Consider the following 18,997-nt stretch of genomic DNA (forward strand, 5'->3'; position numbering starts at 1 on the left):
TCAAGGACGCGACCGTCAAGCGCTACCACTACGACAGCCACGACCAACTGCGGGAACACCTCGCCGCTTTCCTGGATGCCTACAACTTCGCCCGGCGGCTCAAGACCCTACGCGGCCTCACGCCATACGAAGCGACCTGCCGAGCCTGGGCAGACGACCCAGGCCGGTTCAGATACGACCCAACCCATCTCACCTCGGGACTGAACACCTAGTCAGGTCCCTATGACGCGCAGCCGCTGATTATGTGCGCTCAGTGCCGCTCGCCACTACCACCCGGCTTCAGCGCCCGCTCGACAGCTACCACGCATGAGTGGGTCTCAGCATCTACACCCGCCTTTGTCGCTTAGGGGCGGCATGGCGGTGTCTCTTGGCGGGGACGCCACCAGCCTTTCCCCCACACCCTCGACGAACCGTCCAATTGACCAAAGTCGAGCTAAGTGCGTCCGATTTTCCAGTGGTACTTCTTCGAAGCGGCCGTTCCGCTTTCGACCATACTACGTCACGTTGGATCGCCGATGCGACTGGAACCGGACGTTCGGCTTGGCGCCCCTTGCGGTCATTTAGCCGAAATCTTACGCTAGTCCAAAGCAGCCACAAAAATATTTTGTCGAAGGAGATGGTAGCCCGCCGGCAAGCGCAGGCCACGAACCTCTGTAAGCAGGCCAAGCGTGGGGCCACCCTCCGGTTCTCGCGCGAGCGCGCGGCCCAGGAGGACCTGCGCGCCGAGGAGACCGAGGACCGCGAGCACCTGTTCTCGCTCGTTGAGAAGCTCTCTGCCGAGAATACTGCCCTATTATTGCTCCGCGCCGAGGTCGCCGAAGCGAAGGTTCAGCGCGTCTAATCCCGGCTTAACACGGTCGAGTACAAGCTCGACCGCTTCCAGGCCGAGGAGTTCTGGGACCGTGTCATGCAGGAGATAGCCGAGTTCCCTGTCGAGCGAGGCCTCCTGACGCCGGCCGAGATCCTGCCGGAGCTCAGGGCCGTGACCCACCGCGGCGCCACCCTGCACAAGGAGCCCCTGACGCCAGGCACCTTCAAGAAGAAGATGGACGTCCGAGTCTTTCATGGTCGGTATTTCGAGCCGCTGGACGAGGGCCGCTATGCCCGCAAGGCGGCCGACAGTGTCATCCTTAGGCCAGGACAGAGGCTTGCTGCACGTGGAGCCGGCCGCCTATCGCTTCACGAATCCGATGTCGGCAGAGGCGCCCTTGAGGTGCTCGGGCTCGCGCTCCTTGCGCTCGGAATAGCGGTCGACGAGGTACTCGGCCCGCCCGCGGGTCAAGAACGTGAACTTCATCAGCTCTTCGCAGACGTCCACCACGCGGTCGTACAGTGGCCCCGGCTTCTTGCGCCCGGCATCGTCGAACTCCCTGTAGGCCATCGGCATCGACGACTGGTTCGGGATGGTGATCATCCGCATCCAGCGTCCCAGCACCCGCAGGCTGTTGACCGCGTTGAAGCTCTGCGATCCGCCCGAGACCTGCATCACCGCCAGTGTGCGTCCGTGCGTCGGTCGCACGGAGCCCTCGCTGAGCGGCAACCAGTCGACCTGGGCCTTCATGACGCCGGCCATGTTGCCGTGCCGCTCGGGGCTAATCCAGACCTGGCCCTCAGACCAGATCGAAAGTTGCCGGAGCTCCTGCACCTTCGGGTGGTCGGCAGTGCTGTCGTCCGGCAGCGGCAGGCTGTGCGCATCGTGGATCCGCACCTCGCCGCCCATCGCCTCCAACCTTGCCAGTCTCGCGCCGGATATACGTGCGGTGTCTGGCGGCGCGAGCTCACTCGCTCCGTCGAAAGCCTGGGCGGCAATGCCAGCACCCCGACCATCACGATGAACTCGCCTCCAGTCGTGTATTGATTTTACTGTACGATGCTGGATCGGTTTGCCCACCTAGGCCGTTAGGGGCCTATAGATGGACTCAATGTGGTCGTGCTTGCATTTGCCGGGGAAGCACCCTGAGATGCCTCACAACCAGTTCCGGGTGACGCTAGAAACCCGCGACGGCCGACGCGTCCTCACCGCGGCCGCTGAGCACAAGGCCGCCCTGATGGCCGAATCTGTCCTGCGCCTCTACGCGGGCGAGCCTTTCACGGGCGGCTTCAGTGCCGAGTGCGCGGACCGCGAGGCGAGTTGCCGCATCGCCTTCTGCCTCACGGATCTGGTCCTCGAACTCGATCTGGCCTGAGACCGGATCCGAGACGCCAGGCGCGGATTGCCCCGGATTCTCAGCTGCCAGACCGCGGCCGTTCAACCATCCCGATTCGCGGCCGTCATCCCGGTCGCGAGCGCGTCGGTGTCGAAGTCTCCGACGAGGGCGTTGCAAACCCTACGCGAGCTCGGCGACGAGCACGGCTCGGGCGCGGCTCACCCGGCTTTTCACCGTGCCGGTCTGACACCCCATCACCTCGGCGGCCGCCTCATACGTGAGGCCTTGTGCGCCCACGAGCAGCAATGCCTCGCGCTGAAGCTCGGGCAGCTTGCCGATATGGGACCAGACGGTCTGCAGGTCGGAACCGTGCTCTTGGGCCGCCGGAGCCATGAGTTGCGCCGCGGCAGCGCCATCCACATCCTCGACCTCGCGCTTCCGCTTGCGGCACTCGGTGTAGAACTGGTTGCGCAGGATGGTGCAGAGCCAAGCCTTCAGGTTCGAGCCTGTTGCGAACAGGTTTTGGTGAGCCCAGGCCCGCAGGACGGTCTCTTGCACCAAGTCGTCGGCGCGCGAGGCGTCGCTGATGAGCGTTAAGGCGAACGCGCGCAGCCCAGGAAGCGCTTTGGTCAGCTCCGCGCGAAAGAACAAGGCTCTCTCGCGGCTCTGCCCCTCCAGAGCGGCGTCGAGCTGCGCCACGAGATCAAGCAGACGCTGCGGTATCTGCGCCCATGTCAGCGCTTCGTAGGCGCCGCGCAGATGGGCGCCGAGATGATCCCGCACACCGGGAGGGAGTGAGGCCGTATCCAGGAAGTCGGGTGGTTTCGGCCAGCCAGATGCCGACCCTTCGCTCATCAACCTGTCGGTCAAGACATGTCCTATCAGGACATCCGCCGTACTGCCGAGCCCCGGTCCATCGTGCACGTCGTCCGACGTGACGGCGCGGAACGATGGGCCATCCAGCGATGGCGTCCCGGAAATGCGCGTCTTCAAGCGTCCACCCTCTGCCATAGGCCCCGCCACCTGACTGTACAGTGAACATCTAACCCTGCAAGCCGAGGATCGTTCTGTGAGGCCTGTGCGTTTGTGGTGGCTTCGTTCGGTCGGCAGCGGAGGTTGGTGAGACGAGCAGGAGCCGCTAGGATCGTCGCGTTCAGCGATGCCCGGACCTCGGGCCGTGCCAAACGAGGGGCTGGTCGAGAACGGCGCTCGATCGGGGCGCTGCCGGGGACGGTTTTGGATCGCTCGGGTTGTCGTTCGAAAAGGAACCTCTTGGCAGCGACGATGCCACAAAGTGTAGTCTATCGAATCGAAGACAGGTCGGACGGCCGTTTCGATGTTGTCGTGACGCTCGCATCCGGCAAGGTCTTCAAACGTTCTGGATGCGTCACGCGGGCCGAAGTCGATGTTTGGATCGACGGGTTACGGATCCTGATGGCGGCGGTTGGTGCGCCAGTATCGTCGGCCGACGGCACGTCGCAGGAGGCGTCGCGCCTCGGATCGCAGACGGCGCACGATGCCGATCAAACCACGTCTTGAGCGTGGGCCTTGCCTCCGTCCGCCTCGGAATCTGCTCTTCCACGCACCCGCGCCCCAAGGGCGAACGACGGCCTAAGCTTCGTCGCCCCCGGCCTGGGCGGTGAGATCGCCGAACAGGATCTCGTACGTCATCGGATCGTAGAAGCGCATCACGTTACGGACGAACTCCCGGGGCTCGATTTTCAGCGCCTCCGCCCAGGCCCGGTAGCGATCCGGAGGAATGCGGCCGCGCCCCGTCTCGAGTTGCGAGATGAACGTATAGTATTCCGCACCCACGAGAGCGGCGAGCTGCCGTTGCGACAGGCCCTGCGCTTCCCGCAATTCCTTCAGATACCGCCCACCTTCGCGACGCAGCTCCAGCACCTCCTCCGAGTCCAGGCGTTGGTAATGCGCATACACGAGGTTTTGCCTTCCTGCGTGCGATCGCGGCTGCACGCGGTGCTTATACAGTAAAAGCCATATAGCTGCGACGGCCATCCCCTGTCCAGACACCGGCCGATGAACGTCGTCGCTCCCGCGACGAGATGCTTGGCATGCCTCCGAATGGCCCTATCATGTCGATCTCGGGGACCAACATGGAAGAGGGTGCCGGTGGCCAGCCTGCCATATGGTGTTCCTGATCAGCCGCTCGGGCGTGGCGACGATCGGACCCTTGGCTCAAGGGTGCGGAGGTCGGCGTCCGGTGGTCGCCGGCGCGATGACTTCGCGACGTTGGGTTTTGAAGGCCGCTGATTGCGCCGGTCGATTGCAGGACGAAAGCAGTATGGGCGATCACTCACTGCCGTCGACCTTGACCACCGGCCTGCGCGCGCTTCGACCGGTTCTAGCGACGGCTGTGATCTTCGGATTGTTCATCAATCTGCTGCTCTTCGTCAGCCCGCTGTACATGCTTCAGATCTACGATCGCGTCATTCCGAGCCGCAGTGAAACGACGCTCATCGGGATTACGCTGATCGCCGCGTTCGGCCTTGCCGTTTACGCGACCTTGGACATGCTGCGGTCGCGCCTTCTGGTGCGTGGCAGCGTGATCTTCGATCGGGAGATCGCCGATCCGATCTTCGATGCCGCCCACCGCGGCATGCTGATCCGGCCCGGCGCGCGCCACGACACGGCGCTGCGCGACGTGGATGTCCTGCGCGAGTTCCTGACCGGCAGCGGGATGCTGGCGTTCTGCGACCTGCCCTGGATCCCGATCTTTCTGCTCGCCTGTTTCGTGCTGCATCCTTGGTTCGGCTGGATGGCGCTCATGGGCGGCGGCACGATCCTTGGGCTGACGTTGCTCACCGAGATCGCGACGCGCTGGACACTCAACGCTGCCAGTCAGGCCTCGCGCGAAGCGGGGCAGCAGGCCGCCACCGTCTTCCGGAACGGGGAAGTGCTGCAGGCCATGGGCATGCTGGCGTCGCTGCGCGGTCTCTGGCGTCGGCGCCACGACGACGTCCTGGTCCTTCAGGCCCGTGCGAGCGATCGCGCCGGCCTGATCGTCGCCGGGACGAAGTTCGTCCGCATGCTCCTGCAGACCCTGGTTCTGGGGGCGGGCGCGTACCTCGCCATCCGCCGCGAGATCTCCGCCGGGTCGATGATCGCCGCGTCGATCATCATCGGCCGCACGCTCGCGCCGATCGAGGCCGTCGTGGGCAACTGGAAGGGCTTCACGGCCGCCCGCGCCAGCTACCGGAGGCTGACGGATCTCATCGACGTCGCCGGGCCGGAGACCCGCCGCCTGATGCTGCCGCGCCCGCAGGGCTCGATCCAGGTCGAGAATATCTCCGTGGCGGCACCCGGCTCGACGCGGCCGATCCTCAGCGCGGTGAGCTTCCGGCTCGAGCCCGGCAGCCTCGTAGGCATCATCGGCCCGAGTGCGGCCGGCAAGTCGACCCTCGTGCGCGCCCTGACCGGGGTCTGGCCCCTGCTCGACGGCACCGTGCGCATCGACGGCTCCGACTTGCGTCACTGGGACAAGCAGGCGCTCGGCCAGCACGTCGGCTACCTGCCCCAGGACGTGGAGCTGTTCGACGGCACGGTGGCGCAGAACATCGCGCGGTTCGCCGCCGAGGACGACGCGCGCGTCATCGCGGTGGCCCGGAAGGCGGGCTGTCACGAGCTCATCCAGTCCCTTCCGGACGGGTACAACACGGTGATCGGGCGGGACGGGCACGGATTGTCCGGCGGCCAGCGTCAGCGCATCGCGCTGGCCCGCGCTCTCTACGGTGAGCCGAGCTTGTTGGTGCTGGACGAGCCGAATGCGAGTCTCGACCAAGTCGGCGAGGCCGCGCTGATGCGGGCCGTGGCGGAGCTGAGGCAGTCGGGCACGACGGTGGTGATCGTGACCCACAAGGTGAGCCTGCTGGCCGAGGCTGACCGCGTCCTGCTCATGAGCGGGGGCACCTTGCAGACCGACGGCGCCGCGGAGCAGGTTCTGTCACAGATCACCGGCCCGCGCCCGGTCCCGACCCTGGTGCCGCCTGCCGCTCCCCCGGCGTCCCAGGGCCGCCGGGATTCCGAGGTGCAGCGGAGCGCGGGATAGGCGATGACCCTCTCGCGAGCTGCGATGCCGAGCCTGTCGCCCCCGCAGCGCACGCCTGACGTGGAGCGGGCGGGCGGCGGTCCGACCAACTGGCGCGTGTACGCCGTCGCCGGCTACGCCGTGATCGTCGCGACGTTCGGCGTCGTCGGGAGCTGGGCCGCCACTGCGCGCCTCGACCGGGCGGTCATCAGTCCCGGCATCATCGTCGCGGAAGGCAGCCGCAAGGTGGTGCAGCATCTCGAAGGCGGCATCGTGCAGGAGGTGCTGGTGCGGGACGGGCAGACCGTCCACGCGGGCGACGTCCTGCTCCGCATCGATCCCGTGCAATCGCGCGCCAGCAACGATTTGCTCCGCGGCCAGCTCGACGCGGCCCTAATCCTCGAGGCGCGGTTGCGCGCCGAGCAGGAGCAGGCGCCGGATCTGGTCCTGCCGCCGGAGATCGCGTCGCGACGGAATGACCGGGCCGTGGCCCGCATGATCGACGACCAAGCCAGTCAGCTGTCGGAGCGGCGCGCGTCGTTTCACGCACAGCTTGGGCTCATTCAGGCGCGCGTCACGCAGCTGAAGACCGAGATCGCCGGGCTCGCGGTCGAGAAGGCCTCGGTCGAGCAACAGGTCGCCCTGATCCAGCAGGAGCTGGAAGGCCTGCGCGGCCTGCGCGAGAAGAACCTCATCCCGCTCTCCCGCGTCCTGATGATGGAGCGGGAGCACGCACGCCTCGCGGGTGTGATCGGGCGGTCCGTGGCCGAGACCGCCAAGGCGCAGAACGGCATCAACGAGGCGGGGATGCAGGCGGCGCAACTCAAGCAGAAGCTCCAGGAGACACTAACGGCACAGCTTCTGGACGTCCGTCAGAAGAGTTCCGAACTGCGCGAGAAGCTGATCGTTGCCCAGGATATTCTCCGGCGGCACGAGGTCCGGGCCTCGCATCAGGGCGTCATCCAGGGATTGAAGGTCTACACGATCGGGCAGGTGATCCGCTCCGGCGAGCCGCTGATGGAGATCGTCCCGACCAACGACCGGCTCGTGATCAGCGTCCAGTTCGCGCCGAACGATCTGGAGGCCGTCCATGCCGGCATGCGCGCCGAGGTCAAGTTCCCGGCCTTCCAGACGCGCCGCACGCCCGCCATCTTCGGAACGCTGACCCTGGTCTCGCGCGATCGCCTGCTCGATGAGGGGACGAAGCAGCCTTACTTTGCCGGCACGGTCGAGATCGACGATCACCAATTGCCGGACGACGTACGGCCCCGTCTCCTGGCGGGCCTGCCTACCGAGATCGTCGTGTCAGCCGGCGAGCGCACGGCGCTCGACTATCTGGTTGCGCCGTTCTTCGAAGCCCTCGGACACGGTTTCCATGAGCGTTAAAGCCTGTTCGTCAGTCCACGTGCGGAAGTGAGGTCCCAATGGGTGCGGTCATCTCCTTCTTCCGGCCCGCATCGACCAGCCAGGGCGGCTGGTCGCAGCAGGAGCTCGCGGAGTTCTACCGCGTCGAGGCCGCGCTGATCCGGGCCGGCCTGCAGATCGGCAGCGAGCAGGGTCTGAGCGACGAGGCGGAGCCCTGGTTCGTCTTCTGCCGGCCCGACGGCGACGCGATCATGCATTTCGCCCGGATCGACGGCAGCTACTTCATTGCCTCCGAAGTCTTGGACAGCCCGATGCGGGGCAGCGACTTCCGTGTCCTGATCAACCAAGTCGCCCAGCGCTACCCGGAACTCCTTCCAATCCCGCAAGGAGCCGACGGAACGAAGCTCTCGGTCCATCCGGCCGCCCTGCTCGCCGCTCTCGTCGCGGCTGCGGCTTTGAGCCTGTCACCCCATAACGCGTTCGCGGCTGACCAAGAGCACGCGGGCGACGGCCCGGTTCCGGCCGGTCCATCGGGCCAGACGCTCCAGCACCGGGCGGCGGGCGCCGGAGATTCCGGCGACGCCGATGAGCGCGACAGCCATCGCAAGCAGTTCGGCGTCATCGTGTTCTCCGCGATGGTCTTCGCGGCCGATGCCTTCGCTGCCGACCATGGCGAGCCGGCGACGGAGCCGGGCCTGTCCTTCGGCTCAGCGGGCGGCAACGCTGTCGCCTCGTGGGAGCAGGGCAGCGTCCCGGTGCCCGCAGGCGAGGCGATCCGCACCGCGAGCGCGGGTGTGCCGCTCACGTCCGGCGCGAGCGGCCAGGCAGCGAGCGGGACTGCCGGTTCCACGACGGCCGAGCCGATTTCGGCCGCGCCCTCCCAACCGGGCAGCACCGATGTCAGAGCCATCGGTCCGGGACATCCGACGCTCGTGCACGGTCCTGCCTGGGCAGGCCTGGAGCCCGCATATCAGGCATCGGCCCAAGCGGCGGAGGCGGGCACACCCCGAACCGCAGGGTCGTCAACGTCCCCGGAGGCCTGGTCGGACGCCGGTGCGGCCGCATCGGGCAGCGCCGACGGTGCGGGGCAGGCGGGCCCGTCGCCCGCCACAAATGGTGAGACCGCGTCTCAGCATCAGAGCGCAGCGCAGACAATCGGGCATTCAGCGCCCGAGACGCCGTCATCGCCGATCGACGGGGTCACTGCGACGACGCAGGCCGACCTGACTCGTTTGGCGCCTGCGCGGAGGGAGGACGGGACCGGGGGACAGGAGCACGCCGCTCGGGGCGGCCCCGCTCCAGAGGGAGAGGCCTTGAGTGCCGCGAACGCGGTTGGAGATCCGGCTCATCCCGGCAGAAGCGAGCCGGATCAAAACCGGCCCGGCGCCGAGGGTCATGGCGGCGCCAACGGCACGAATGCGGGCCATCAGTCCGGCGCGTCGCAGGCCGATGCGAACGGCGCGGATCCAGGCTCTGCTCAGGCCGACGGGTCGCCCGGCAAGAGCGGCGAGGCACCGGGTCAGCTCAAGGAGGCCGGATCGGTCACCCATGGTACCGAGGGTCACGGTGCGGCCAACGGCGCGAACGCGGGCCATCAGGCCGGCGCATCGCAGGCCGATGCGAGTGGCACGGATCCAGGCTCTGCTCAAGCCAGCGAGACACCCGGCAAGAGCGGCGAGGCACCGGGTCAGCTCAAGGAGGCCGGATCAGCCACGCACGGCGCCGAGGGTCATGGTAGGGCCAACGGCGCGAACGCGAGCCATCAGTCCGGCGCATCGCAGGCCGATGCGAACGGCGCGGATCCAGGGCACGTCCAACCCGGCACCGAGGCTCAGGGCGCGCCTCACGCCAACACTGCTGCGGCGGCAGATCCTGGGCCGCACATAAGCTCCGGGCAGCCGGTTGATCCGCCAGGTTCGGGCGCATCGCCCGCCGTGAGCGGTGGTCAGCCGTCCTCCGTCAGCCAGACATCCCATGCCGGTGGGCAGAGTCAGGCGCAGCCGCTGGCAGCGCAGGTCGACCCAGCCGGAAACCTCGTGTTCTCATCCGATGGCCAGCGCGGGCTTGCTGCCGCGCCAAGCCACACACCGGCCGAGGCTGGGTCGCATGGCAACGTCGAGCTGATCGGGCTTTCGGATCAGGGCACGAACGCGCACCACATCGATCTGCACTCCTGATGGCGCGGTCGAGCACGCGACCGCTCGGGAGCTTCAGAGCCGGCTGGACGTGGACCCTTAATTAACGGAGCCGGCCGGTCGCTCTGCGGCGGCCATGCCCGGATCGGGGAGTTCGCGGTCCATGTCGCGCCTGTGGGACAAGATGCTGTTCCGCATCATCGCGAAGGCCCATGCCTTCAAGTCGTTGCTCGAGCGGTATTGATCCTGGCTCTGCCAAGCCCTGAGAAGCGTCTCTTGGACGAGGTCTTCGGCCTTCTCTGCCGCCTGCGTGACCGATCTCGCAAAGTGCCTTAGTTCGGGCAGCAGCCGCAGAAGGTCATCGCGAAACACGTCCGGGTCAGGCGCCGGCTCCGCATCCGCCCGATCGATCTGCCCATGCAGGCTGTGCAGGCGAAGGTCCGCGGTGCAGGTTTGGGCGCGCGGCAAGTCCGGCCGACCTTCGACCTTCGGATGCGGCGGCGTTCCGCTTTCATCAGCGCAGGGCTGTGAATGGGTATCTGGATGGAGCGGCATGGGGTGATTGATCCTGATCTCACCATGCAAAATCGTACAGCGAGTATACGATAGAGGTTTGCTGTATGGCTAGCTGCGCATACGCGCCCGGCGTTCTGCTGCCACCCGTTGAAGGTGGTGGTGCGCCTGTCGGCTTCCCGGCGCGTGCTGGATGAAGCGGACGCCGCTGTGGCGACCATTCCCGATTATCCCCGGACGTTGAAGCATGCGTATCGACAAGGCCGGGAGGGGATGAGGGGCGAAAGGCACAGCTCTTTTCACCTGCCTCTCGCACCGTGAAGCAGACCGCTGGTCAGGCCGGCGTGGATACGGAGCGTTGTGGCGTCGTTTAGATGCGCCTGCTCATGTTGCGGCCATTCATGCCCTCGCACCAGCAGCTGCCCTTCTTGACCTTGCCGGTATGGCTCGTCGCCATGCTGTTCTTTCCGCACATCATCGCGCCTTTGCCTCCGCCACAGCAGCTCATGGCCAAGGCGGGGGCCGCACTGAGCATTAGCAGGGCGGCAGTGGTCACGAACAGGCTTTTCACAGGACGTCTCCTCTCAGCTCAGCGGTCCCGGCGGCAACGCTGCACCTTGCCATCGTGGCAACGTCAACCCGCTTCATAGGGGCACGCTCGCTGCCCACCCACCGCAACATCCGGGCGTGATCGACGCCCCGCTCGGTTGACGGGGCCGGAGCAGGGTTCCTTCGGACCGCTGGTCAGGCGGTCAGGATCGCCCAGCCCTTTAGGCCGAAGCTCACCCGCACGCCGCCCGTGTCGCTGACGAGTTGACCCTCTCCCATTTCGATGCGCTGAGCCTCCGGTGCGGGCAGCGATACCGGCTCATCTCGCCGCGCAGCAGTTTCCAGAGTTGGGGAACTCGTCGAGCGAGGTCCGGTGCAGCACCTCACCGATGGTGGTGATGCGCGGGTCGTCGGTGAACTCGTTCGTGGCGGCCCATTCGGCCCGGGACTGCGGGTTAGCGGAAAGATGTGCGGTCAGCACCGCCCCGCCGTCGGTGATTACGGAGCGGAACCTTAAGCAACCGAAGCGGCGCCTGTGACGGCCCACGCGCACGTGCCGGTGGATCGGCGGGTTGCGGTCTCCGGCAAACACCAGACCGGCAATCAGCAGCAAGAGCGGCAGCAGCAGGAACAGCGCGCTGGCCGCCACAGTGATGTCCAGCCCGCGCTTGGCCGCCCAGGCTGCTTCGAGTCAACTGAGGGCCCTAGTTGGATCGGAGTAAGCGTCCGCTTTTGCGGTATGCCCACTCCGAAGCGGCCATTCCGCTTGCGGCCAGCATCTGCCACCACGAAGCGCCTGCCTGAACGTCTCAGATGGGTGGATTGCCGCCGGTCCGCTTTCGGGCAGTAATCGATGGAAGCGGCATCGCCTGAGTGCCCAGTCACGACCCTTTGCGGAACCTGGGAGCGTCCGCTCTTAGGCTCTCGTGAAGCAGCGTCAGACGACTGGGCTGGGTGTTTTTCTGCCGGTCCGCTTTCGCGTGTCTTTGGGCGAGAAGCGGACGGCAGAGGATACGCTTCTCGCCGTATCAGCGTTGATCAAGGCGCTGCTTGGCTTCCGCCGCGACTGGGGTGAACAGGTTGACGAGCGTGCCGTCCGGATCGCGCAGCAAGATCGAGCGGTTGCCCCACGGCATCGTCGTTGGCGGCTGCACCACCGCCACGTCGATGCCAGACGTGAGCCGCGCGTGTTCTACATCCACGTCGCCAACCCGAAACTCGATGATCGCGCTTCGATTGGCTGCGGCCTCTGCGACATTGTCGCCACCGAACAAGGCTAAGGTGCGCGTGCTCCCGATCGCCAGCGTCGCGCCCGGCGTGTGGATCTCGGCAAAGTCAGGCGTGTAGCGCGTGGCGGCAAGCCCCGTCACGGCTTCGTAGAACCCGACCAGACGGTCGACATCGGCGGTAATGATACGGGTAGAGGCGAGATGCACTTCGTTCTCCTGAGCAAGCGCGGCTTTGCGACCGCCGGAGATGGGCGTAACTGAACCCTGCTGACACCATCCTGTCAGCATGGATGAGCCGATGCGTCGCGCAGATCGCCTGTTTCAGATCATCCAAATCCTGCGCCGCTCGGTGAGGCCGACCACGGCCTCGATGCTGGCCGCCGAACTCGAAGTGACGGTCCGCACGGTCTACCGCGACGTGGCAGATTTAATCGCGCAGCGCGTGCCGATCCGGGGAGAAGCAGGGATCGGCTACGTCCTCGACCGCGACTACGACATGCCGCCGCTGATGCTTAGCGCCGACGAATTGGAGGCGGCAGTGCTTGGCGCGCAGTGGGTCGCGGATCGGGGTGATCCGGGGCTTGCAAGCGCGGCGCGCGATCTGCTCGTGAAGATCGCGCACGTTGTACCCGACCATCTGCGCCCGTTCATCGCGGATCCGAGCGTCGGCGCTACTCTCGCCCGCGACAGGTCCGTCGATGGGCTCGATATGGCCCGGCTGCGTGCTGCGATCCGCGCGGGGTACAAGGTGCGCATCCACTACCGCGATGAGGCTGGCCGCACGAACGAGCGCGTCATCTGGCCGGTGATCGTCGGCTACGCCGATACCATCCGCCTGCTTGCCGCGTGGTGCGAACTCCGGCAAGCCTTCCGCCATTTCCGGGCCGACCGCATCGAGGCAGCGGTCTTTCTCGATGAACGCTTCGAGCGACGGACCGGCGATCTCCGGCGAGATTGGAAGCGCCACTTCGAGATCGAGCGCGGCGTTCGCCTGCCCTGAATATCTGGCTGTGGGTCGTAGCGCGAAACATTCAGAACGGCGAGGCCGGGTCGGATGCGGTACGTCCGCTTCCCGGCAAAGAGCCAAGGTCTGCTCCCCACCCCGAGCCGAAGTTGGCGGACGGCTGAGGAACGACCGCTTTGGAGAAGCGCCAACGACGGTCCGAGCGGCTGGGTTGGGTCGGAAGCCGCCCATAGAATGGCCAAGCTGGTGAGTTCAGACCCTAAGGTTGCCCGACCGTGTCGGCGGCAAATGCCTTTCGAGATCCCAACGGCCTCGGTTGTCCAACGGTGCTATCCCGCGCCGTCTGCCGTTCCATCTCGGAGTTCAGTTCAGCACCAAGAAGGACGATGACTATCGAGATCCAGATCCAGGACATGAAGCCAATGCCAGCTCCGAGAGAGCCATAAATTCGGTTATAGCTGTCGAAGGTTGCGACATACCAAGAGAATACGGCCGACGCGCCTACCCATCCGCTCGCCGCAACGGCACTACCCCAACTGACCCATCTCCACTTTGCCTCACGACGGCTTGGGCCATATCGATAGACAAGCGAAAGGCCGAGGCTAACGAGGAAGATCAGGGCTGGCCAACGCATGATCCGGATCACTGTCTCCGTTCGTGCACCAAAGCCGATCTCGTTCAGAAGAATGGGAACGCCCACCACGATGCCGATAGCGGCCACTGTGACGATGGCTCCGGTCGTCGTGAACAGGAAGGTGGTCGCGTAAACACGCACCAGGGTTCGATTCTCGCGCTCCCGATAGATGACGTTCAGTGCGTCGAAGAGGGCGACAACCCCTGAGTTGGCGCTCCAAAAGGCGATGAAGAAGCTGAGCAGTGAGGCCGTGCTGAGGGTCCCTGTGCCCTGTTGGGCAACGTGCTGAAGCTGGGCCGCAATCAGATCGAGAACGCCGTCGGGTAGGACCCCTTTGAGCACGCTTAAGTGCTGGCCAATAACAGCAGGATCTGCGAACAAGCTGTAGAGTGATACGATCGTCGCGATGCCTGGGAACGTGGACAGAAGGGCGAAGAAGGCAACGCCACCAGCCGTTGAGAGAACACGGTCGCGAGGGACCGCCCAGAAGACCCTCTTAAGAATGTCCCGCCATCCAGCGGGAGGTATTTCGGACGGCTGGGCCGCAGAGCGGCCATGGCCAGGCTCACGAGCCCGCTCTTTCGCTATCCTGATTGTTTCCTCATCGGGAACACGCGTGCTTACCGAACGCCAATCATCACCGTCTGCCTCTTCTCGGTTCATGAGACGGCTCACAGTGCGAAAGCGGGCTCTATGTCGAGCTTAGCCACCTTCCCCTCAATGGGCCAATAGGCCCATCGTTCGAGGTTTCCGTGTGCCTATGGCTGATGGGTCTCACCTGTGAGAGCGGCCCGCTCCAGAACGCTTGAGGCCGAAGGCTTCTCTGCCAACGGGCGTGATGACGTCATGCAAGCAGCAACGCCGTCACTAAACGGCATGCCCATCTCGGCTCCTATCTGCTTGGATGGACGGCGTTTCGTATTCGAGTCAAATCCGCTCCCGACTCTCTGCCGACCGCGGAAAGGTCCGTTTTCCGGCCGCATGACCGACAGCGGGTTATGACTGCAGCGGGTGGATTGCCGGCGGTCCGCTTACGAGCAGAAAGGCATCGAAGCGGACGTGACTGCCTCGCCCACTTCCGACCCTAAGCGGACCTTTTGATGGTCTGCTTGCCGGCGGTCTGAGCGGCACTGGAGTACCCAGCTCGCCCATTCGCGCTTTGGCGGTGTCCCGTTTGATCAAGTCATCCGGCTTGACCTCAGTATACTGTGCCGCTTACGCCAGTTCGGCGTTCGAACAGGAAGGCCCATGTCGTCTTCTGTGTCGGCAGGCTCGCCCGGACAATCAGGCTGGACAGCGGGAGACCAAGATCCCAGCGCCAACGGGAAGCCGTTCGCTGTTGCCTTGAGCCGTCCTGGGGTTGGGCAGGCGATTTACACTGCCCTTGTCGAACTTGGTGCCGATCCCCACGACCTCCTCGCCGAATTAGGGCTTGATCCCAGCCTCTTCGATAGCGGCAAGCTCGTCCCCTATGTCACCCTCGGCCGCCTGATCGCCCTCGGAGCCGAGCGGACGAACTGTCCTCATCTCGGGCTGCTCGTCGGCCAGCGCGCCACCCTGGCTTCGCTGGGATGGTTGGGCTTGCTGATGCGCCACTCGGACACCGTCGGCGACGCCTTGCGGGCTCTCGAAGCGCACTGTGGTACGCAGAACTGGGGCGCGGTGGTCGGGCTTGGCATCGACAGCGACATCACTGTCCTGAGCTACGCCCCCTATGGTCCAGAAGCCGGGAGCGCTGCCATCCATTCAGAGAGAGCGCTCGCCACGATGACCAACGTGCTTCGGGCGCTGTGTGGGTCTAAGTGGGCTCCGGAGGAGGTTCTGCTTCCGCGCTATCAGCCGCGCGACACAACCGTCTATGACCAGTTCTTCAAAGCGCCCGTCCGGTTTGATCAAGAGGCTGCTGCCTTAGTGTTTTCGGCCGAGCTTCTTGAGCAGCGTATTGCCGGTGCAGACCTCACTGTCCGCCAGAGCGCAGAAGACCACGTTAGCCAGCTTGAGTTTAAGCAGTCATCCAGTTTCACCGATGAGCTTCGCCAATACCTTCGGACCCAGGTAACCCGGCAGCGCTGCCATGCAGAGCGTATGGCGCGCATGCGGCTGGTCACGCGACGCACCTTGAGTCGCCGCCTGAAAGCCCAGGGAACGACGTTCACGAAACTCGCCGACGAGGCACAGTTCCAAGTGGCACGGCAACTCTTGGCTGACACCAGCATGAGCGTGACGCAGATTTCAACGGTCCTGAATTTCTCCGAACCCGCCGGCTTCACACATGCCTTCCGACGCTGGGCGGCCATGACGCCAAGCGCGTGGCGGCGCGAGAATCAGCCATCGGACGCAGCTAGGCTCCCGAATGCCCAAAACAGACCGGAGAACCCACGCTCATCATCCCGGGCGAGCAAGCCGTGTGTGACGGTCAAAGCGGCTGATTTGGCAACAAAAGGGGCCTCGATGAGAACCGAGCGTGTCATTGCGGCCGTTGCGCTCGGGCTAGGCCTTGCCATCTTGGCCGGAACGCCGGACGCATGGGCGGTTCAGGCCGGCTTGTCGGAATATCAGGGTACCTGGGTGTTGGATGGACGCGGCTGCGCGGATGTCTATGCCTCCGACGGAAAGGCGACKGCGTTCAAGAAACCGGTCGATATCTTCGCGCCCGCCTTCATGATTTCTGGCAGGCGTCTGAGAACCCCGATGGCATCGTGCCAAATCAAGTCGGTCCGGCCAGTCGGGGATCGCCAGCTTCTCCTCCTTGACTGCATGAATGCCGTGGCTGGTAACGAGGTCAGGGTTCTCATGGCGCCTGCGGCCGGGGCTCTCAAGCGCTACTACAATGACCAGGATACGATCGGGGTCGGCTACCAGCGCTGCTCACGATGAATCGCGAAAGCTCTGGTTGACCGCACCGTGAAGTTCGACGCCCGCTTCGGCGGGCTCGGCCAAGCTTTCTGTGCGTCGGCAATTGGCAAGGCTGAATGTCTGCTCTCGGGCGGCAACTCAATGACGGCTCACCACTCCAAGCCGAAGTTACCGAGTGGCCGACGAATGGCGGCTTTCGGGAAACGCCAACGGCCGTCAGTAGGGCCGACTTGGGTCGTTAGGAGGCCGTCTGCTTTTCCGGCCGACCGTCTCCGAAGCGGCCGTTCCACTTACGGCCAGACTCCGTCACACCGGTTCGCTATCGCGCGCAGAACCGGACGTTTGGCTTGGCGCCCAACCTGGTCATTCAGTTGGTTGGGGCGACATCTCCGAAGCAGACGCTGCGACAGCTCAGCTTGTAGGTCTGGGTCGCGCCAGCTCCAGACCTAAGGAAGTGCCATGTCGCGAGCCAGCGACCCTGACTGACGAGAACGGCATCGCGGGTGCCGAGGGCGCTTAGGCCGGCGAGAGCGGCTCGGACAGAACGCGGCGCATCACTGCTATCTATTATGGCCAAGCGGGTGGCCGAAACGGTCAAGCAAAGACCCTCATTTCGCGCCAAGACTCATGGTGACCAAGACGTGACCACGAGGCTGCTGCATGAGGCTGCTGAAGGAGCCCCTGCTACACTTTCTCGTCCTCGGCGGACTGCTGTTCGCTGCCCACGCCGCTGTCAGCCCAGGCGAGGACAAGGCTCCGATGGCTCCGGCCGTCAGGATCACCGAAGCCGACGCCGAGTGGCTGAAGAAGATGTGGACACGCCAGTGGCGGCGCCCACCCACGGGCGAGGAGCTCACGCGCCTCATCGCGGACCACCTGCGGGAAGAGGTACTCGCCCGCGAGGCGAAGGCGCTGGAGCTCGATGTCGGCGACACGGTCATCCGTCGCCGGCTGATGCAGAAGATGGCCTTCCTCCTCGACGATACCATCCAGGTGGCCGAGCCCACTGAGGCCGAGCTGCGTGCGATGTATGAGACCCGTCCGGATGTCGTCCGCACCCTGCTGCGGGTGTCGTTCACACAAGTCTTCTTCCGCCGTGAGCACGGCGACGACCGCGCCCGCGCCCCACTCGCAGCCCTGTTGGACGGTTCCGCAGTGCCAGAGGAGCAGGGCGACGGCCTCTTGCTCGGCGACAGCTTCGCGGACCAGGACGAGCAGGCGCTCGGCAACCTTTTCGGCCCCTCGTTCGCGCGGACCGTCCTCGGCCTTCCAGTCGGGCGCTGGTCGGGGCCGGTCGAGTCCAGCTACGGGCTACACTTAGTGAAGGTCACGGCGGTGTCACCCCCCAAAGCCCGCCCCTTGGCCGAGATCCGCGAGCGGCTCACGGAGGAGTGGCGCCGCGAGCGGCAGGAGGCAGCCCAGACCCAGCTTCTTCAGGGACTGATGCAGAAGTACCGGGTCACCGTCGACCCGGCCGTGCGTCCGCTCCTGGGGCCTCTCGCCGAGCAGGTGGAGGTCCGCCCGTGAGATGGCTTGCGATCCTTGCCGCGCTGACTGCGTTCCTGTTGCCGTTCTCTGGCTATGCGCACGAGGTCCGGCCCGCCTATCTCGACTTGAGCGAGGACCGGCCCGGCGAGTTCAGTGTGCTGTGGAAAACCCCGATGGCGGGCGAGATGCGCCTGGCCCTGGACCCCGGCTTCTCCGGCCCAATCGAGGTCCTGGCCCCGGTCACGGCCCGTCGGACGGGCGAGGCCGCCGTTCAGACCTGGCGCCTGCGGGCAGACCGCCTGCGCGGCCAGACGCTGCGCATCAAGGGCCTGGAGAGCACGCTCACGGACGTGCTCGTCCGCGTCTCCTTCGCCGACGGCAGCACGTGGGTCGAGCGGCTCACGCCGCGGCAGCCGGACGCCCTGATCCCGGCCCGGCCGAGCGCCTGGAGCGTGGCGGGCACGTACCTCGGCCTCGGGGTCGAGCATATCCTCACAGGGATCGACCATCTGCTGTTCGTGCTGGCCCTGCTGATGCTCACGACGGGAACGTGGCGGCTGGTGAAGACCGTGACGGCGTTCACGGTGGCGCACAGCATCACGCTCGGGCTGGCGACGCTCGGCATCGTCCACGTGCCGCCCAGGCCCGTCGAGGCGGTGATCGCGCTCAGCATCGTGTTTGTGGCGGCCGAGATCCTGCACGCGCGCCGGGGACAGGTTGGTCTGGCGGCGCGCATGCCGTGGATCGTCGCCTTCGCCTTCGGTCTCTTGCACGGGTTCGGCTTCGCCGGGGCGCTGAGCCAAATTGGCCTGCCGGAGGGCCAAATCCCGGTGGCGCTGCTGTTCTTCAATCTCGGTGTCGAGGCCGGCCAGTTGCTGTTCATCGCGGGCGTGCTGGCCCTCGTAGCGGTGGCAAAGCGCCTCCGGGTGGCGTGGCCCGCCTGGGCGGAGACGGTGCCGCCCTACGCCATTGGCACCGTGGCGATGTTCTGGGTGATCCAGCGTGTGGTTACGTTCTGAGCCTAGTGCCGCGGCCCGCGGACAGGAGGTCAGGTCACGGAGGTTGAGCGAAG

The 18,997-nt window shown here is 65.6% G+C and carries 17 protein-coding genes and 2 pseudogenes; 10 read left to right on the forward strand and 9 right to left on the reverse strand.

Features of this window, described 5'->3' with window-relative positions; genetic code table 11:
• Positions 1 to 212, forward strand: a pseudogene (locus AC1DXK_RS21675) (IS481 family transposase); the annotation flags it as partial.
• Positions 213 to 793: 581 nt separating this feature from the next.
• Here AC1DXK_RS21675 and AC1DXK_RS21680 read toward each other — a convergent pair.
• The gene (locus AC1DXK_RS21680) at positions 794 to 1,066 is read right to left on the reverse strand and encodes a hypothetical protein (protein WP_457103717.1); all 273 of its coding nucleotides are present in this window, start codon (positions 1,064 to 1,066) and stop codon (positions 794 to 796) included.
• Between the two features lie 105 nt (positions 1,067 to 1,171).
• Positions 1,172 to 1,729 (reverse strand): annotated as a pseudogene (gene arsH, locus AC1DXK_RS21685) (arsenical resistance protein ArsH); the annotation flags it as partial.
• Positions 1,730 to 1,961: 232 nt separating this feature from the next.
• Between arsH and AC1DXK_RS21690 the strand changes: the two are divergent.
• On the forward strand, positions 1,962 to 2,186 hold the full coding sequence (locus tag AC1DXK_RS21690; protein WP_457103718.1) for a hypothetical protein: 225 nt from the start codon (positions 1,962 to 1,964) through the stop codon (positions 2,184 to 2,186).
• A 141-nt stretch (positions 2,187 to 2,327) separates the two neighbouring features.
• Here AC1DXK_RS21690 and AC1DXK_RS21695 read toward each other — a convergent pair whose 3' ends face one another.
• Positions 2,328 to 3,002 (reverse strand): sigma-70 family RNA polymerase sigma factor, encoded by a 675-nt coding sequence (locus AC1DXK_RS21695; RefSeq protein ID WP_457104051.1) that lies wholly within the window; start codon positions 3,000 to 3,002, stop codon positions 2,328 to 2,330.
• 417 nt (positions 3,003 to 3,419) lie between these two features.
• Between AC1DXK_RS21695 and AC1DXK_RS21700 the strand changes: the two genes are divergently transcribed.
• The gene (locus AC1DXK_RS21700; protein WP_457103719.1) at positions 3,420 to 3,686 is read left to right on the forward strand and encodes a hypothetical protein; all 267 of its coding nucleotides are present in this window, start codon (positions 3,420 to 3,422) and stop codon (positions 3,684 to 3,686) included.
• 72 nt (positions 3,687 to 3,758) lie between these two features.
• Here AC1DXK_RS21700 and AC1DXK_RS21705 read toward each other — a convergent pair whose 3' ends face one another.
• Positions 3,759 to 4,085, reverse strand: a complete 327-nt coding sequence (locus tag AC1DXK_RS21705) for a helix-turn-helix domain-containing protein (protein ID WP_457103720.1) — start codon at positions 4,083 to 4,085, stop codon at positions 3,759 to 3,761.
• A gap of 364 nt (positions 4,086 to 4,449) precedes the next feature.
• Between AC1DXK_RS21705 and AC1DXK_RS21710 the strand changes: the two genes are divergently transcribed.
• From AC1DXK_RS21710 to AC1DXK_RS21720, 3 genes are read left to right on the forward strand one after another with little or no spacing between them, the layout of a single operon-like run.
• Positions 4,450 to 6,213 carry a type I secretion system permease/ATPase gene (locus tag AC1DXK_RS21710; RefSeq protein WP_457103721.1) on the forward strand — a complete coding sequence of 588 codons (1,764 nt, stop codon included), beginning with the start codon at positions 4,450 to 4,452 and terminating at the stop codon, positions 6,211 to 6,213.
• A 3-nt stretch (positions 6,214 to 6,216) separates the two neighbouring features.
• On the forward strand, positions 6,217 to 7,578 hold the full coding sequence (locus AC1DXK_RS21715) for an HlyD family type I secretion periplasmic adaptor subunit (RefSeq protein WP_457103722.1): 1,362 nt from the start codon (positions 6,217 to 6,219) through the stop codon (positions 7,576 to 7,578).
• Positions 7,579 to 7,616: 38 nt separating this feature from the next.
• Entirely contained in the window at positions 7,617 to 9,734 is a 2,118-nt protein-coding gene (locus AC1DXK_RS21720; protein WP_477299031.1) for a DNA polymerase III subunit gamma/tau domain-containing protein, read from the forward strand.
• A gap of 57 nt (positions 9,735 to 9,791) precedes the next feature.
• On the opposite strand, the gene AC1DXK_RS21725 is transcribed toward AC1DXK_RS21720, so the two are convergent.
• From AC1DXK_RS21725 to AC1DXK_RS21740, 4 genes are all read right to left on the reverse strand, one after another.
• Positions 9,792 to 10,247: a sigma-70 family RNA polymerase sigma factor gene (locus AC1DXK_RS21725; RefSeq protein WP_457103724.1), complete on the reverse strand. Its 456-nt coding sequence runs from the start codon at positions 10,245 to 10,247 to the stop codon at positions 9,792 to 9,794.
• A 328-nt stretch (positions 10,248 to 10,575) separates the two neighbouring features.
• Positions 10,576 to 10,776 (reverse strand): hypothetical protein, encoded by a 201-nt coding sequence (locus AC1DXK_RS21730; RefSeq protein ID WP_457103725.1) that lies wholly within the window; start codon positions 10,774 to 10,776, stop codon positions 10,576 to 10,578.
• A 297-nt stretch (positions 10,777 to 11,073) separates the two neighbouring features.
• Positions 11,074 to 11,403: a sugar transferase gene (locus AC1DXK_RS21735; protein ID WP_457103726.1), complete on the reverse strand. Its 330-nt coding sequence runs from the start codon at positions 11,401 to 11,403 to the stop codon at positions 11,074 to 11,076.
• 379 nt (positions 11,404 to 11,782) lie between these two features.
• Positions 11,783 to 12,190, reverse strand: a complete 408-nt coding sequence (locus AC1DXK_RS21740) for a VOC family protein (RefSeq protein ID WP_477299042.1) — start codon at positions 12,188 to 12,190, stop codon at positions 11,783 to 11,785.
• Positions 12,191 to 12,281: 91 nt separating this feature from the next.
• Here AC1DXK_RS21740 and AC1DXK_RS21745 point away from each other — a divergent pair, with 91 nt between their 5' ends.
• On the forward strand, positions 12,282 to 12,983 hold the full coding sequence (locus tag AC1DXK_RS21745) for a helix-turn-helix transcriptional regulator (protein WP_457104053.1): 702 nt from the start codon (positions 12,282 to 12,284) through the stop codon (positions 12,981 to 12,983).
• Positions 12,984 to 13,206: 223 nt separating this feature from the next.
• On the opposite strand, the gene AC1DXK_RS21750 is transcribed toward AC1DXK_RS21745, so the two are convergent.
• Entirely contained in the window at positions 13,207 to 14,244 is a 1,038-nt protein-coding gene (locus tag AC1DXK_RS21750) for a YihY/virulence factor BrkB family protein (RefSeq protein WP_457103727.1), read from the reverse strand.
• Between the two features lie 585 nt (positions 14,245 to 14,829).
• On the opposite strand from AC1DXK_RS21750, the gene AC1DXK_RS21755 reads away from it, so the two are divergent.
• From AC1DXK_RS21755 to AC1DXK_RS21765, 3 genes are all read left to right on the forward strand, one after another.
• A complete protein-coding gene (locus AC1DXK_RS21755; protein WP_457103728.1) occupies positions 14,830 to 16,458 on the forward strand; it encodes an AraC family transcriptional regulator in 1,629 nt (542 codons plus the stop codon).
• A 639-nt stretch (positions 16,459 to 17,097) separates the two neighbouring features.
• A complete protein-coding gene (locus tag AC1DXK_RS21760) occupies positions 17,098 to 17,964 on the forward strand; it encodes a peptidylprolyl isomerase (protein WP_457103729.1) in 867 nt (288 codons plus the stop codon).
• Positions 17,961 to 18,944: a HupE/UreJ family protein gene (locus AC1DXK_RS21765; protein WP_477299034.1), complete on the forward strand. Its 984-nt coding sequence runs from the start codon at positions 17,961 to 17,963 to the stop codon at positions 18,942 to 18,944. The genes AC1DXK_RS21760 and AC1DXK_RS21765 overlap by 4 nt, the downstream gene beginning before the upstream one ends.
• Positions 18,945 to 18,997 lie beyond the last annotated feature (53 nt).

The organism is Methylobacterium sp. P3_A11 (assembly GCF_056403155.1).